We start from the raw sequence: 14384 nt of genomic DNA, 5'->3' as shown, positions 1-14384 counted from the left end.
GTCGCGTTCAGGTCCGTGTTTAGCTGGCAAGCACGCCTGAATTTGTCAACAGGTCGGGCATCTTCACCGAGTTTGCGGAAGTCTTTTGCACCAGTCCGTATTGGTGCCCCTATGGATTCGGCAGGTGGCCCAGAATGCGCTGGTTGCGGGAAAGGGTGATCAAAAGTAGATCATTTCTGAAGTATGAGGGTCAGCTTTAGTATCGCAATCTACAACATGCTGCATTGGGCTTGAATGTTTGCTAACGTGAGGCAAACCGGGATCACATTGCCATGGATGCAAACAAAGCGCAGGCTGATTATTGGGCTTCTCCTGCAGGGTTGAAATGGATTGAACACGAGCATGCCCTTGATACCGCGATGGCCGGTATGTTGAACATGATGCTCGCTACGACCAACATCCTTCCAACAGACCGCATCATCGACATAGGGTGCGGGACGGGGGCAAGCACCCTTGAATCGGCCCAGCGCGTGCCGGATGGCGATGTGCTTGGGGTGGACATTTCGGAGGCCCTTCTTGGTCGTGCTGCCAGTAGAGCAAAGGCAGAAGGAATTCGAAACGCCACCTTCCTCTTGGCCGATGTCCAAACGCATGCTTTTTCAGCCCATCCTTTTGATCTTCTGGTGTCCCGATTAGGCATGAGCTTCTTCGCCGATCCGGTTGCAGCCCTTGGAAATCTATCCAATGCGCTGAACACTCGTGGGAAAATGGTATTTGTTTGCTGGGCTTCTGTGGCCAAAAACCCTTGGTTCGAGATTCCGAAACAAGCGGCTGAAGAAAGGTTTGGGCCTCAGCCAAAAGGGAATCCCAATGCGCCCGGACCGTCTGCTTTTCAGGATTGCAATCGCGTAGTTGACTTGATGAATCGGGCAGGCTTATCCAATGTCGAAGCCCGTCCGGTAGACATTGTACTTACACCTCCAGGCGGAGTTGCGGGTGCGGCGCGGGCTGCCAGCAAGGTCGGCCCAGCGGCTCGCATCATGAAAGCCCACAAAGGGAGCGAAGCCGACGAAGTGGCGATTGAACATGCCGTGAAGGTAAACTTCGAACAGTTTGATAAAGGAGGCAATGTCCGGGTACCTGCTGTAGTTAATCTATTTTCTTGTTCACGGTGACGTAGGTGTTGGGAAACCCGTCTTTCAAAACCCTCGCTCATTGGCGGCACAGGCCGGAAACTTGACGAATGGTACAAAAAAACCCGCTGAACATGCAGCGGGTTTCTTTGTTTCCTGTCCAAAGAAGCTGTTTGTCAGCCCTTTTTCAGAACCTCACGGCCCAGCAGCTCGGCGATCTGAACCGCGTTCAGGGCGGCGCCCTTGCGCAGGTTGTCGCTGACGCACCACAGGTTCAGGCCGTTCTCGATGGTCGAATCCTGGCGGATGCGGCTGATGAATGTGGCAAAGTCGCCTGCGCATTCGATGGGCGAGACGTAGCCACCCGCTTCGCGCTTGTCGATCACCATGATGCCTGGCGCTTCGCGCAGGATATCGCGGGCTTCGTCTTCGTCCAGGAATTCCTCGAACTCGATGTTCACGGCCTCGGAATGGCCGACGAAGACCGGAACGCGGACGCAGGTGGCCGTAACCTTGATCGACGGATCGACGATCTTCTTGGTCTCGACAACCATCTTCCACTCTTCCTTGGTCGAGCCGTCTTCCATGAAGACGTCGATTTGCGGAATGACGTTGAAGGCGATCTGCTTCTGGAACTTTTTCGGCTCAACTTCGGTGGTAGGGTTGTAGATGGCCTTGGTCTGATCCCAAAGCTCATCCATACCTTCCTTGCCGGCACCCGAAACCGACTGATAGGTCGACACAACAACGCGCTTGATCTTGGCGCGGTCATGCAGCGGCTTGAGCGCGACAACCATCTGCGCGGTCGAGCAGTTGGGGTTGGCGATGATGTTCTTGTTCTTGTAGTCGTGGATCGCCTGCGGGTTACATTCCGGCACGATCAGCGGAATGTCCGGGTCATAGCGATAGAGCGACGAGTTATCGATTACCACACAACCCGCCGCAGCCGCCTTGGGGGCGTAGACTTTGGTCGCCTCGGACCCCACGGCAAACAGCGCCATGTCCCAGCCGGTGAAATCGAACGTGTCCAGATCTTTGGTCGTAAGGGTCTTGTCGCCAAAGCTTACTTCGGTACCCAGCGAGCGACGGCTTGCCAGGGCGGCAAGTTCATCAACCGGGAACTGGCGTTCAGCCAGAATGTTCAGCATTTCGCGGCCCACGTTGCCCGTGGCGCCGACGACTACGACGCGATAGCCCATTTCATGTCTCCAAAGTTAAGGACGCGCGTTCATAGCTGCGTTGCGGCGAAGAAAAAAGGGCTATCAGCGGGGTTTTCAACGACTGATGCCAAATTCAAGCGGTTCAATCGTTCAAAAGTCGTTCATAAAGCGCAACCAGCGCCTTTGCTTCGCCCTGAATGTCGAAATGCTGCTCGACATGGGCCCGGGATGCCTGGCCTGCTTGTGACAGGGAATCATTACTTTTCAGCATTTGCGCAATCGCCTCGACCAAGGCAGGAACGTCATCGGGGGTCACCACTTTGCCAAAGGACGGATCAGTAATAATCTCGGAAAACGCGCCGACATCTGTGGCCACGACCGGAACACCGCAGGCCATCGCTTCGAGAGGGGTCAAACCAAACCCCTCCCACCTCTGTGGCGCAACAAACAGGTCCAGGGCCTGATACCATTCAGCAATCTGATCTACGGTGACCTCGGGCTTGAAAAGGATGCGATCAGACAAGCCAGCTTTGGCGACTTTATCCTTCAGTTCGGCCAGAAAAGTGGTGTGTTTCTCGGTTGCCCGGCCCATGATGATACCGGACACTGTGTCGAACCGTCCGCAAACGTCAATCATGGCGTCGACAAAGGCATCCGTGCCTTTTTGGTGTCGGATACGGCCATAACACCCCAATAGTAGCCCATCTGGCAGCCCCAGCCGGGCACGGACAGCGGCCTTGTCTGAAGGCGGAACAAAGTCCTGCAGGTTGATGCCATGCATTACCACCTGCGAGTCTCGCTCAAGATACCCTGCGGTTTTGCGCGAGGTTGCAACGACAGCATCCATCTTGCCGATCAGCCATTTGGTATAGCCTGTGTGCGGCCTTTGGGACGCGCTTGTGAACAGCATTTTGAGTTTCAACCGGAACATATCGCGCAGGATGAGGCCCAGTAGCATCTCGGTGTTGCGGCGCGCGTGCCAGACCCGCCATTTTCGACGCGACAGGAAAGGCAGTCGACCAAGCGGGATGTGCGGGGTGTCGGCGGGCAGACCAGGGCCAGTGGCGACGATATTGATCCATTGCGCTTGCAGCGGAACCAGCCTTGCTATGGTAGCCGTTACGCCCGAAAGTCTGCGTTTCAGATTTGGGGCTATGACAACGGGGTCTTTCAACGGGCTCTCCTGATGGCTGCATCAATCCACACTATCCCGGCTGAATAGATAGATCACGCACCCTATGGCAAGGGTGACCGCAAAAAACCCGAATATTGCCGTGTAGGGCGCGGTTGGTCCTGTGTGCACGGTGGCTGCGTGAATACGCCCGGTGACAAATTGAGCTATACCAACGCCGCCGATGCCAAACAGGTTCAGCAATGTCACACCACGCCCTACCAGATGCGGAGGAACAAACGCCCGGCCATGGGCCATGATGACCGGGAAGCTGGCACCGGTAAAGCCGACGACAGCCATTAGCAGGACGGACAGCCATATTGCATTATCAATCCACAGGCAGAGCAGGCCCAGCGCAACTGAACCCAAAGCGTTGCCAGCGAAAACCACCCATTTCCGGGTGCCAAAAACACGGTCCAGCGGTCCGTAGACAAAAGTGCCCGCAATCATAGCCGCACCCATGATCAGTGTTGCGGTGCCGATCTGAGTGGAACTGAGGCCGAAAACGTCATTCAGGTACGGCCCGGCCCAAAGCCCGCGCAGCGCGGCAGCTGGGGCGTAGGCAACCAGCATCAGGGGCAGGATCAGCCACAGGGCCGGCTCCTTCAGCAGATCCAGCAGCGATCCCTTGCGTTCTGTTTCGACCTTCGAAGGGTCATGAACGGTCAGCCACAGGCCCAATGCGATTGTGGCGGATAACATGGCCAGCCCGACCATCGTTGCACGCCATCCCATCCATTCCACTGCAAGCGCAGTTGGATAAGAAGCAACCAGATTGCCTACAGAGCCTGCGCCCAGCATCACGGCGGCCAATGTGGCAAACTGCGCAGGAGGGTATTCGCGCGCAAAGATATAATAGGATGCCATAAGGATCGGAGAGCACCCGACACCGATCAGGCCCATGGCTATGCTGATGTGCAAGGGCGTTGTTGCGGCTGCGAAAACCGCCGCTCCACCTGCCCCGCCCACCAGAAGCAGCGCGGCGGACGTGAGGCGGGGGCCAATCTTGTCCAGCGCCCATCCGACCGGAATCTGCATGACGGCGAACACGATAAACCAAAGACCGGAAGCAAAGGCCAGATCTTCGGGTGCAGCACTGATGTCACGTTCCAGATCCAGGCTGAGAACCGCAAGGAAGGCACGGAAAAACTGGCTGAGCACATAGCCCAGGCATAAAACCACCAAACCTGCCTGCATATTTAGCCCTTTCCTGCTCGTCCGAGGAAAATGCTTGGCACGCCGTGATGCAACGCACAAGCCTGTGTATTATGTTTCAAAATCAGGACATGGCTCGCCTTCCGGCTATCTTTGTCAAAACATTGATTCCGAGGGGGAGCATGAAAGACCTCCAGTCTGCATTTTACGAAAACCTTCCCTTGCAGCGCGATTTTACCCGTCTGTCAGATCCTGCGCAGTTTTCAAAACTGCCCGATGATTGGGTTCTGGGTGTTGCCGACATTGTCGATTCAACGGGCGAAATTGCGCGGGGCCGGTACAAGACCGTCAATACTGTGGGCGCTGCGGTCATTTCGGCCATGATCAATGCAATGGACGGCGCGTTGTTTCCATATGTTTTTGGCGGCGATGGGGCGGGGTTTGCTGTCCCGCCTGGAAAAGCTGAAACCGCCCGGGCTACGCTGGCGGATTTGCGGCGCTGGGCAGATGAAGAGTTCTCTATGCCATTGCGGGCGGCGTTGGTGTCGGTGGCTGATATTCGCAAAGCGGGTAAGGATCTGCGCGTTGCGCGCTATGCACCCTCTACCGGAGTGGATTACGCTATGTTTTCCGGCGGTGGTCTGGCCTGGGCCGAGGCCGGGATGAAAGCCGGGCAAAACATGGTCACACCCGCAGGGCCAGGTGCACAGCCGGATCTGACAGGTCTGTCTTGCAGGTGGTCCAACAGCCCGGCCCGTCACGGTCAGATCGTTTCACTGGTCGTACAGTCCACACCGTCAGCAACCGAACGGGACTTTGCCGATCTTGCGCAATCCGTCCTATCCGCGTCGGAAGCGCTTGAGCGCGCAGGCCATCCAGTGTCGGAAAAGGGTCCGCCCATGACATGGCCTCCGCCCGGCCTTGACATCGACGCACACGTGTCGCGCGACGGGCGTCATGTGATTTTGCACAAAGTCGTCCTGCTGGTTCAGAACCTGTTGATCGCGGTATTGTTCAAAACTGGCCTGCGGATGGGACGCTTTGAGCCGGACCATTACAGACATATGGTCAGCAGCAATGCCGATTACAGAAAGTTTGATGACGGGCTGAAAATGACGCTCGACTGCGATCCGGACACATTGCGCCAAATCGAACACCTGCTTGAAGAGGCGCGTCGCCGGGGGAAAATCAGATACGGTTTGCACGCACAGGACGAGGCGATGATGACATGTATCGTCCCCTCGGCCACACGGGATGACCATGTGCATTTTGTTGATGGAGCCTCGGGTGGCTATGCGCAGGCCGCGTCGGCAATGCGCGGTTGACTGTTTAGGATGGTTTCCATTGCCCGGCCAGCGCGCGTGCCGCCTGTGCCAGCAGCATCACATCTATACCGACCGCTAGAAATTGGGCGCCCATGTCCAGATAGGCCTGACGCGCTTCGTCATTGGTGGCAAGGATGCCCGGTGCTTTGCCTGCGGCCTTGATCCGGGCCAGGGCGTCCGCGATGACCGCGCGCACCTCGGGTGCGGCGCTGTTGCCCTTGTACCCCATGTCGGTTGACAGATCAGCGGGGCCAATGAAAACGCCATCCACACCTTCGACTTGAAGAATGTCATCCAACGCGGCCACTCCGGCGCGGGTTTCCACTTGCAACAACAGGCAGATTTCCTGATCTGCGGTCTGGATATAGTCACTTGTAGACCCATACATCGTGGCGCGCGATGCCGCTGCACCAACACCCCGCACCCCGTCCGGCGGATAACGGCAGCCACGGACCAGATCCTGCGCCTGCGCGGCGCTTTCAACGACCGGAACCAGCACTGTCTGGGCACCGGCATCCAGAACCATCTTGATCAACCAAGTCTCTCCAACAGGGACCCGCACAACGGGATGAGATGCGCTGCTGGCCAAAGCTGTCAGTTGATCCCGGATCGAGCGGATATCATTTGGCGCATGTTCACCATCGATCACCAGCCAATCGAAACCCGCGGTTCCCATGATCTCGGCGGTGACGGATTCGGCAAAGCTCATCCAGCAACCAATCTGCTGTTCGCCCTTTATTAGAGCCTGTTTGAACATATTCTTTGGGGCTGACATGCTGAAACCTCATATTTGAGCCGGTGCAGGTGAGAAGGACATGAAATGGATCTCGGTCGCATCTTCAACGGTCGTTCTTAATTGTCCAGCCTGAAATCGGCCCGCATAACGTGCGAATACAGGTGTGGGCGCTGCTGCTGTGTGTCGGGTTGCTTGCTTATATCCCGGATTTCGGTGATAATTTTCTTATGACCGACGATCTCCCTCTGACGTCGCGATCTTTGCCTATTGCGCTTTTGCGGGCGCGGGAAAAGGTTATGGGACCCATTCGAGCAATGCTGGCTGACGCTGGCGTCACGGAACAGCAGTGGCGCGTGTTGCGGGTGTTGAACGAAGAAGGCCCGCAAGAGCCGACCCATATCGCTGATCGCGCCTGCCTGTTACTGCCAAGCCTGACACGCATTCTGCAAAAGCTGGAGACCCGTGGACTGATCACGCGGCGCAGCCATCCGGCAGACCGACGACGTCAGGTTGTTGAGATCAGCACAAAAGGGGTTCAGATCATTCGCGCCAATCTGGCTGCAAGCACGGCTCAGGCAGAACGTATTCGATCTCAGCTTGGGCCGGACAAGCATGAACTCCTGCTGGATCTGCTGAACGAGTTGAAAGACCTCGAATCCTGATCATCGGCACTGCATCAGATGTCTTCGGCAGTGACCCCGCCGGAAACTGTAGGGGGAGTCTCCGACGGGGCGGCCAGACCCGGACTGGTCGTTGGTGCCTGGCCCAAGACCGGTTACGTCAAACCTGACGGTCCGGCCTGTGCTTCGGAGTACATGAAAAGCCTGTGATATGGCTCTGAACAGGGCCTTTTGGCCCTTGGGGGAGGGGCCTTGCACCTATACTCTCCGAAACTGGTTTAGGCAGTTGCCGACCGGTAAATGGGTCAGCGTATGGTTTGCCGACGTCACTTTGGTGAAATGCTTTACCAAAGCTGCTGTTCTGAATTTTGACACCGCACCGAAATCGGCGCGGGCCTGACTACCTGAGGATTTAGCCCGGATTTGGACTGAGCCAAGAGTTGTTTCGACCTGTTTGTGTACTGGTGAGACCATAAAAACTGATGAAACCAATTTTTGACACGGCGTCAGTCATTCCGGTCAGAATTGAGCCGTTTCACGCTGAAACACCTCTTCGAGATTGGCGAAATACAGCGTGTTTTCCGGGCTTGCTGGCGGGTCTGGCAGACGTAATATGGCAGTTGCGCAACCTTCAGGGACTATCATGCCAAACAGCCTGTTTTCGCTTCCGGACCCGATCACCATCCCCGTTGTCGGCGCGGCGGCCGGATATCCCATTGGACGGATCTTCTGCGTCGGTCGAAATTATGCAGCCCATGCCGCCGAAATGGGGAATGAGGTGGATCGCGAGGCACCTTTTTACTTCACCAAATCCGCCCCGAACGCCGTACTCTCAGGTGCGACGGTTCCTTATCCTGCCGGGACCCAGAATTACCATCATGAGATGGAATTGGCATTGGCCATTGGAAAGCCCGTGTTTCGCGCCACTAGCGCGCAGGCGTGGGATGCCGTTTTTGCCTATGGCTGCGCCCTGGATATGACGCGCCGTGATCTGCAAATCCGCGAGCGCAACAAGCAGCGGCCCTGGGATCTGGGAAAGGACGTCGAATACGGAGCGGTCTTTGCCCCGTTGACACCAGCCACCGACTGGACCCCGGAGGATGACAAACGCATTCAGCTAAGCGTAAACGGAGAGTTGCGCCAGAACGCGACCCTGGAGGAGCTGATCTGGAAGATCGACGAGATTGTCATGCACCTGTCCGGCTTTTACCACCTGCGCCCCGGTGACCTGATCCTGACCGGTACACCGGCTGGTGTTGGTCCGGTTGTTGCGGGGGATGTTCTGACAGGTAAGATTGATGGGCTGGAGCCGGTCAAGTTGACCCTGTCAGACGCAGAATAGACCCTAAACAGGCTCTTTCAGCCAGTCCTTGGCGAAAGTCACATGTTCCACACCGGCCAGTCGCCGCACCCGGTCCAGCTCGGCGTTCAGGCGTCGGGTACGGGCATCTGACCAGCGGACCCGGCGCTCGGGCCAGAGCGCTTTGACGTGAAGCAGGTCACGATCGCGGTGGGCTTTCATATCGATACGGCCAATCATACGGTCGCCCTCAAGCAGCGGAAAAACGTAGTATCCATAGGTTCGTTTGGCCTCGGGGACGAAAACCTCGATGCGGTAGTGAAAGCCGAACAGCCGCTCGGCGCGGTTGCGGTCGCGCAGCATGGGATCAAACGGGCTGAGCACGCGAATGCGGCCTGGTGGCTGCGGTACTTCGGTCGTCAGATCTGGTCGGGCGTATGTCTTGCGCAAGCGCCCATCGGCACAGGTAACCTCGATTTCTTCAATATCGCCACTTTCCAGCGCCGCAGCGCACCAGTCTTTTGCCTCAGCCGCGCTGACGGTGTCCCAGAAAGCCGCCAACTCTCCGGATGTTGCAAATCCCAGCCGGTCCAGTGCGGCGTTGCACAGCCAATCCACGGTCCCCTCGGCATCACAGGGCGTGCTGCCGGGGCAGAGATGTGTTTCAATCACGCGCTCTGTCAGATCATAGCGTTTCTGGAAGCCATCCCGACCAACGACGGTCAGGGCACCCGAGCGCCACAGATACTCCAACGCGGTTTTAGATGGGTGCCAGTCCCACCACCCGCCCGAGCCCTTCTTTTCATCCTTGCCAACATCCGATGACGACACCGCCCCATGGTCGCGGATGTGTTGCAGGACAGTGTCAAACTGCTGTTCGAACCCATCCCGCCGCCAGTTCTTCCACCGCGCCTTCAACATATCCGCATCCCGCTGAAAGCGCAGATGCCAATGCTGATAGAACTCCATCGGAATGACCGCTGCATCGTGCGTCCAATGCTCGAAAAGCGCATTGTCCCTTTCATAGAGCCTTTTCAGGTTGGCGCTGCGATAGGCGGGCCTGCGCGAGAACAGGATCATGTCATGTGCTCGGGCAACGGTGTTGATGCTGTCAAGCTGAACAAACCCAAGCCGTTGGATCAGATCCAGAAGCGCGACACCTTTGGCCGAACCCGAGGGTTGTTCGCCCAAAGCGTGGCGGTCCATGAAGATCGCCCGTGCCGCCCGATTGTCGAGCCTTGTCAGGGGTGTGTTCATCGCCGTTTCAGCGTGTCACCATAGCTGATCGTGGGGGTCAGAGTAACGCGTGTCTCGATCTCGGTATCAGGATTTTCCAGACGTTCGGCGATGATCAGGGCGGCTTGACGGCCGATTTCCAGACGACAGGCATCCATCGTCGCGAGTTTTCGGGGCAGGCCCTGCAAAAGCTCGACATTGTTAAACCCGGCCAGGCCGATCTGTCCCGGAATATCGATACCCTGTTCCAGCAGGTACAGCAGGCCACCGGCCCCGATCATATCGTTCGAGTAATACAGAAAATCCAGCTCGGGCGAGCGTTCCAGCATGGCCTGGGTCATCTCGCGCCCTTTGGCCAGGGCCGATCCGCCGGAATAGAACTCGCGATCCTCGATCTCGATCCCGTGTTTGCCAAGAACTTCGGTAAAGCCCTCGAACCGCTTCCGTGCGCGATGATCCAGCGGCATCTTGGTACCCATGAAACCGATATGCTGATACCCGGCCTTCAGGATTGCCTGCGCCATTTCGCGCCCGGCGCGGCGATGTGAGATCCCCACCATCGCATCCACCGGCTTGCCATCCGTGTCCATGATCTCGACCACCGGAATACCCGCCGAATCCAGCATGGCGCGTGCGGCTTCGGTATGTTCAAGCCCCGCAATGATCACGCCAGAGGGCCGCCACGAGAGCATCTCGTACAGCACTTTTTCCTCTTTCTCGGGCAGATAATCGGTTACACCGACCACGGGTTGCAGTTCGGTGTCTTCCAACACCTGGTTGATGCCTGTCATCACCTCGGGGAAGACCATGTTCGAAAGCGAAGGGATGATCACCGCGATCAGATTAACCCGGCTGGACGCCAATGCGCCCGCGATCTTGTTGGGAACATAGCCAAGCTCCTTGGCGGCCGCCAGAACGCGGGTGCGGGTGGCGTCAGACACATCCCCCCGGTTACGCAGAACCCGGCTTACCGTCATCTCGGATACTCCGGAAGCCTCGGACACATCACGAAGGGTAAGCGGGCGTTTGGTTTCACTGTTCACGGGAGGCACCTGCGTTGTTGTTTTGTCCGATGGTAGCGTGAACAGGTCGGTGTGTACAACAATTGTGCAAAGGCGATGACAACCCGGAAAATCCCGGTTACAGAGAGCCTGGCACGGCCCCGTGGCTCAACTGGATAGAGCAGCCCCCTCCTAAGGGGCAGGTTGCAGGTTCGAATCCTGCCGGGGTCACCAGAAAAATCGGATAATTTAGCAGATACCGGGTTTCTGCGGCCAGCGTTGCCGTTTTGATTTGCTAAGGCATATGCCGAAACATATTGAATTTCCGCCATTCGTTCTTCGATAGCATTATGCAGCCTGCCCGATCAGGGTGCCACCAATCATGGCGAGGGCGATTCAGATTGAGAGGTATCGTTCAAAAACGGTCACGTCAGTGCTTCGGAGGTTTGGTCCGTCAGTTTGCCTGAAGTCAGCGCAGCAAGGGCAACCATCACGGTCGCGGTCCCGAGAACCAAGGGCAACCCTCCGATCTGATAGGTCAGGCCGGACAGAACCGTGCCGATCAGCCGGCCTGTTGCATTTGCCATGTAATAAAACCCGACATCCATTGTCACACGTTCAGACCGGGTGAAGGCCAGGATCAGATAGGAATGCAGCGATGAATTCACCGCAAATATTGCTCCGAAGATCAGCAGCCCAGCCACAAGCGTTGTGGTCAGCCAGGTTTCAGGCCCATGTGACAGCAATATGGCCAATGTTAGAGCCGCAGGAACGCAGAAAAGGGCACTCGCCCAACTGCGCGCCGCGCGGATCAAATCGCCTTCGGTTCGATCCGCCGCACGAAGGATCTTTGGCGCGTAGGCCTGCACTGCGCCATAGAGGATGACCCACAGCGCCATAAATGTTCCGATCATGAAGAACGCGGCACGGTTGCCGTCGTCGGTGCCATCCGACAGGACGGTGTAGAAATAGATCGGAATGCCGACCACGAACCAGACATCGCGCGCACCGAACAGAAAGACGCGCGCTGCGGATAGCCAGTTCACATTGGCGGATTTTGACAATATTTCCGAGAATTTTGCCCCTTTTCGCCCCTTCGGCAGGCCCGCTGGCATGAACAGGATAACTGCAAACAGAATCAGTGCCAAAACCGCCGCCATGACCAGGATTGCCGCCATGAATCCCAACGTGGCCAGCATGGCCGCGCCCAACAGGAAACCCAGCCCTTTGACGGCATTTTTTGATCCGGTCAGCACCGCGACCCACCGAAACAGGCCTCCGCCCTCGGCCGGGGCCAGCAGCTTGACCGATGATTTCGACGACATCTTGGCCAGATCCTTGGCCACTCCGCTTGCCCCCTGCACCATCATCACAAAGCTGACCGAGGCGGTAACGGTCCAGTGCGGATCAAGCTGCGTCATGGCAAGCAACGCCACCACCTGCAGCCCCAATCCCGCATAAAGGGTGGAAGTTAACCCGAACCGGGCGGCAATCCAGCCTGCGGCCAGGTTTGTGACGATCCCTGCGATCTCATAAAGCACAAACAGATAGGCCAGCTGAACCGGCGTGAAGCCCATGGTGTGAAAGTGCAGCAGCACCAGCATCCTGAGCGCCCCGTCGGTCAGCATGAAGGCCCAATAGGCCGCCGTGACCGCGATATAGGCCGACAGTCCTTCGGGGCGTTGCGTCACAATGATGCTCCGACCATCAGCGCGACATCCACCAGCCGATGTGCATAGCCCATCTCATTGTCGTACCACGCATAGATCTTCACCTGCGTCCCGTTTATCACCATGGTCGAGGGCGCATCGATGATCGAAGAGCGTTCGTCATTGGTGTAATCGGTGGACACCAGCGGGCGCGTCTCATAGCCCAGAATGCCCTTCAGTTCGCCCTCGGCAGCGGCTTTGAAGAAAGCGTTGACCTCTTCAACGGTGGTTTCACGCTCAACCTCGAACACGCAATCGGTGAGCGAGGCATTCAGCAACGGCACCCGAACCGCATGGCCGTTCAAACGACCTTTGAGTTCCGGATAGATCAGAGTGATGGCCGTGGCCGAGCCGGTTGTGGTCGGGATCAGTGAGTTGAGGGCCGAGCGTGCGCGCCTGAGATCCTTGGCAGGCCGATCCACGATTGTCTGCGTGTTGGTTACGTCGTGAATCGTCGTCATCGATCCGTGGCGGACGCCCAGGTTTTCGTGAATGACCTTCACGACAGGCGCAAGACAGTTTGTCGTGCACGAGGCCGCCGTCACGATCCTATGCGCCGCGGGGTCGTAGGTTCCGTCATTCACACCCATGACGATATTGGCTGTCGGCCCGTCCTTGACCGGAGCAGAAACAACAACCTTCTTCACCCCAGCGTCAAAATACGGTGCCAGCTTCGCTTCGGTCTTGAACACGCCGGTGCAGTCGATCACCACGTCAACACCGTCCAGCGGCAATGCGCTCGGGTCTTTTGTGCCAATGAACGGCAGGCGGGTTCCGTTGACCGTGATGCTGTCGGCATCAAAGCTGAATTCTGCATCCCATCGTCCATGCACGGTGTCGAACTCCAACAGATGCGCGTGCATCTGGGGATCGCCGACAGAATCGTTGATCCAGGCAATCTTACCCCCCCGTTCCAACAAGGGCTTCAGGGCCAGTTTCCCCATTCGGCCAAGGCCGTTCAAAGCGTAAGTCGTCATGGTGCATCCTCAAGGGGCGACCGCGCGATTTCATCAACGGCGGATTGCAGTGCGATCCGGTCCAGGCTTTCAACCGGCAGTGATGTAAAGGCTTGAATCCGACGTTTCAGCGCGCCGTACGCGTTTTGAAAGGCCAGGCTTTTTTCGGCATCGGTACCTTCTGCCTTGACCGGATCTGCCATGCCCCAGTGACCGCTGATTGGCTGGCCTTCCCAGGCGGGGCATTCTTCGTTCGCAGCCTGATTGCAGACCGTAAAGACGAAATCCATTTCAGGCGCGTCCCGCCCCGAGAACTCGGATACATTCTTTGAGCGGAGCGCCGAAGTATCGTGCCCCTTGTCTTGCAGAACTTGAATTGCAAACGGGTTGAGTTCGGAAAACGGCCGTATGCCGGCCGAATAGACAGTGAATCGATCCCCGCCGATATCCCGCAAAAGGGATTCGGCAAAGATCGACCGGGCAGAATTACCCACGCAAATGAATAACACGTTGAATTTTCGGTCAGCCATGGTTTCACGTCCTTTCGCCAAGGGCATGCAAAGATCGGGTCGGCCACGGCAGCAATCCACGAGTAGGAAATCGAACATGTGCTGCACGTTCTTCATTTCAACCGAATAGAGCAGTGATGTCCCGGAGCGTTCCTGCTTGACCAGCCCGGATCGCAGCAACGCGTTGAGATAGTTCGACAAGGTGCTGGACTTAATCCCCAGTTCCGACGCCAGTTCCCCCGCCGGAACGGCGTCGGGATACCGTCGCATCAACATGCGAAACACGGTGATACGTTGTGGGTGGCCAAGGATGGCCAGTTGATCGATTACTTCTGTTATCATATTTCATGAATTATGGAATTATAGTTATGGAGTCAAAACGACTTTTGCGTCGTTACAAAAATTTCACAAACTGGAAGCTCGCCCCAATGGA

13 protein-coding genes and 1 tRNA gene are annotated in these 14384 nt (G+C 57.1%); 5 read left to right on the top strand and 9 right to left on the bottom strand.

The annotated features are described in order from the left end of the window. Positions 1-272: 272 nt before the first annotated feature. Positions 273-1115 (top strand): class I SAM-dependent methyltransferase, encoded by an 843-nt coding sequence (locus I9182_RS16060; protein ID WP_209598944.1) that lies wholly within the window; start codon positions 273-275, stop codon positions 1113-1115. A 134-nt stretch (positions 1116-1249) separates the two neighbouring features. Here I9182_RS16060 and I9182_RS16055 read toward each other — a convergent pair whose 3' ends face one another. The 3 genes from I9182_RS16055 to I9182_RS16045 all read right to left on the bottom strand — a co-directional run bounded on the left by I9182_RS16055 (position 1250) and on the right by I9182_RS16045 (position 4601). Beyond that, on the bottom strand, positions 1250-2272 hold the full coding sequence (locus I9182_RS16055; protein WP_209598943.1) for an aspartate-semialdehyde dehydrogenase: 1023 nt from the start codon (positions 2270-2272) through the stop codon (positions 1250-1252). 103 nt (positions 2273-2375) lie between these two features. Then, the gene (locus I9182_RS16050) at positions 2376-3407 is read right to left on the bottom strand and encodes a glycosyltransferase family 4 protein (protein WP_209598942.1); all 1032 of its coding nucleotides are present in this window, start codon (positions 3405-3407) and stop codon (positions 2376-2378) included. A 21-nt stretch (positions 3408-3428) separates the two neighbouring features. Further along, positions 3429-4601, bottom strand: coding sequence for an MFS transporter (locus tag I9182_RS16045; RefSeq protein WP_209598941.1), 1173 nt, complete (start codon positions 4599-4601; stop codon positions 3429-3431). A 140-nt stretch (positions 4602-4741) separates the two neighbouring features. Here I9182_RS16045 and I9182_RS16040 point away from each other — a divergent pair, with 140 nt between their 5' ends. After that, positions 4742-5884: a DUF3095 domain-containing protein gene (locus I9182_RS16040; RefSeq protein WP_209506954.1), complete on the top strand. Its 1143-nt coding sequence runs from the start codon at positions 4742-4744 to the stop codon at positions 5882-5884. 4 nt (positions 5885-5888) lie between these two features. Here I9182_RS16040 and I9182_RS16035 read toward each other — a convergent pair whose 3' ends face one another. Further along, positions 5889-6659 carry an HpcH/HpaI aldolase/citrate lyase family protein gene (locus tag I9182_RS16035; protein ID WP_209598940.1) on the bottom strand — a complete coding sequence of 257 codons (771 nt, stop codon included), beginning with the start codon at positions 6657-6659 and terminating at the stop codon, positions 5889-5891. Between the two features lie 188 nt (positions 6660-6847). Here I9182_RS16035 and hpaR point away from each other — a divergent pair, with 188 nt between their 5' ends. Next, entirely contained in the window at positions 6848-7282 is a 435-nt protein-coding gene (hpaR, locus tag I9182_RS16030; protein ID WP_209506956.1) for a homoprotocatechuate degradation operon regulator HpaR, read from the top strand. A 601-nt stretch (positions 7283-7883) separates the two neighbouring features. Then, the gene (locus I9182_RS16025; protein WP_209598939.1) at positions 7884-8582 is read left to right on the top strand and encodes a fumarylacetoacetate hydrolase family protein; all 699 of its coding nucleotides are present in this window, start codon (positions 7884-7886) and stop codon (positions 8580-8582) included. 3 nt (positions 8583-8585) lie between these two features. On the opposite strand, the gene I9182_RS16020 is transcribed toward I9182_RS16025, so the two are convergent. Further along, positions 8586-9797 (bottom strand): crosslink repair DNA glycosylase YcaQ family protein, encoded by a 1212-nt coding sequence (locus I9182_RS16020; RefSeq protein ID WP_209598938.1) that lies wholly within the window; start codon positions 9795-9797, stop codon positions 8586-8588. Then, positions 9794-10819 carry a LacI family DNA-binding transcriptional regulator gene (locus I9182_RS16015; RefSeq protein WP_209598937.1) on the bottom strand — a complete coding sequence of 342 codons (1026 nt, stop codon included), beginning with the start codon at positions 10817-10819 and terminating at the stop codon, positions 9794-9796. The genes I9182_RS16020 and I9182_RS16015 overlap by 4 nt, the downstream gene beginning before the upstream one ends. 115 nt (positions 10820-10934) lie before the next feature. Between I9182_RS16015 and I9182_RS16010 the strand changes: the two genes are divergently transcribed. Next, positions 10935-11011 (top strand) — tRNA-Arg (locus tag I9182_RS16010). Positions 11012-11202: 191 nt separating this feature from the next. Here I9182_RS16010 and arsJ read toward each other — a convergent pair. The 3 genes from arsJ to I9182_RS15995 are packed head-to-tail and all read right to left on the bottom strand — an operon-like array spanning position 11203 to position 14293. After that, the gene (arsJ, locus tag I9182_RS16005; protein ID WP_209598936.1) at positions 11203-12468 is read right to left on the bottom strand and encodes an organoarsenical effux MFS transporter ArsJ; all 1266 of its coding nucleotides are present in this window, start codon (positions 12466-12468) and stop codon (positions 11203-11205) included. Continuing rightward, the gene (locus tag I9182_RS16000; RefSeq protein WP_209598935.1) at positions 12465-13463 is read right to left on the bottom strand and encodes an ArsJ-associated glyceraldehyde-3-phosphate dehydrogenase; all 999 of its coding nucleotides are present in this window, start codon (positions 13461-13463) and stop codon (positions 12465-12467) included. The genes arsJ and I9182_RS16000 overlap by 4 nt, the downstream gene beginning before the upstream one ends. Next, positions 13460-14293, bottom strand: a complete 834-nt coding sequence (locus I9182_RS15995; RefSeq protein ID WP_209506962.1) for a helix-turn-helix domain-containing protein — start codon at positions 14291-14293, stop codon at positions 13460-13462. The genes I9182_RS16000 and I9182_RS15995 overlap by 4 nt, the downstream gene beginning before the upstream one ends. Positions 14294-14384: the final 91 nt, after the last annotated feature.

The organism is Ruegeria sp. HKCCSP351 (assembly GCF_017872535.1).
In the GTDB taxonomy this organism is placed as follows: domain Bacteria; phylum Pseudomonadota; class Alphaproteobacteria; order Rhodobacterales; family Rhodobacteraceae; genus Ruegeria.
Note: the sequence above shows the minus strand (reverse complement) of the source record. Positions and strands in the feature narration are given on the sequence as shown.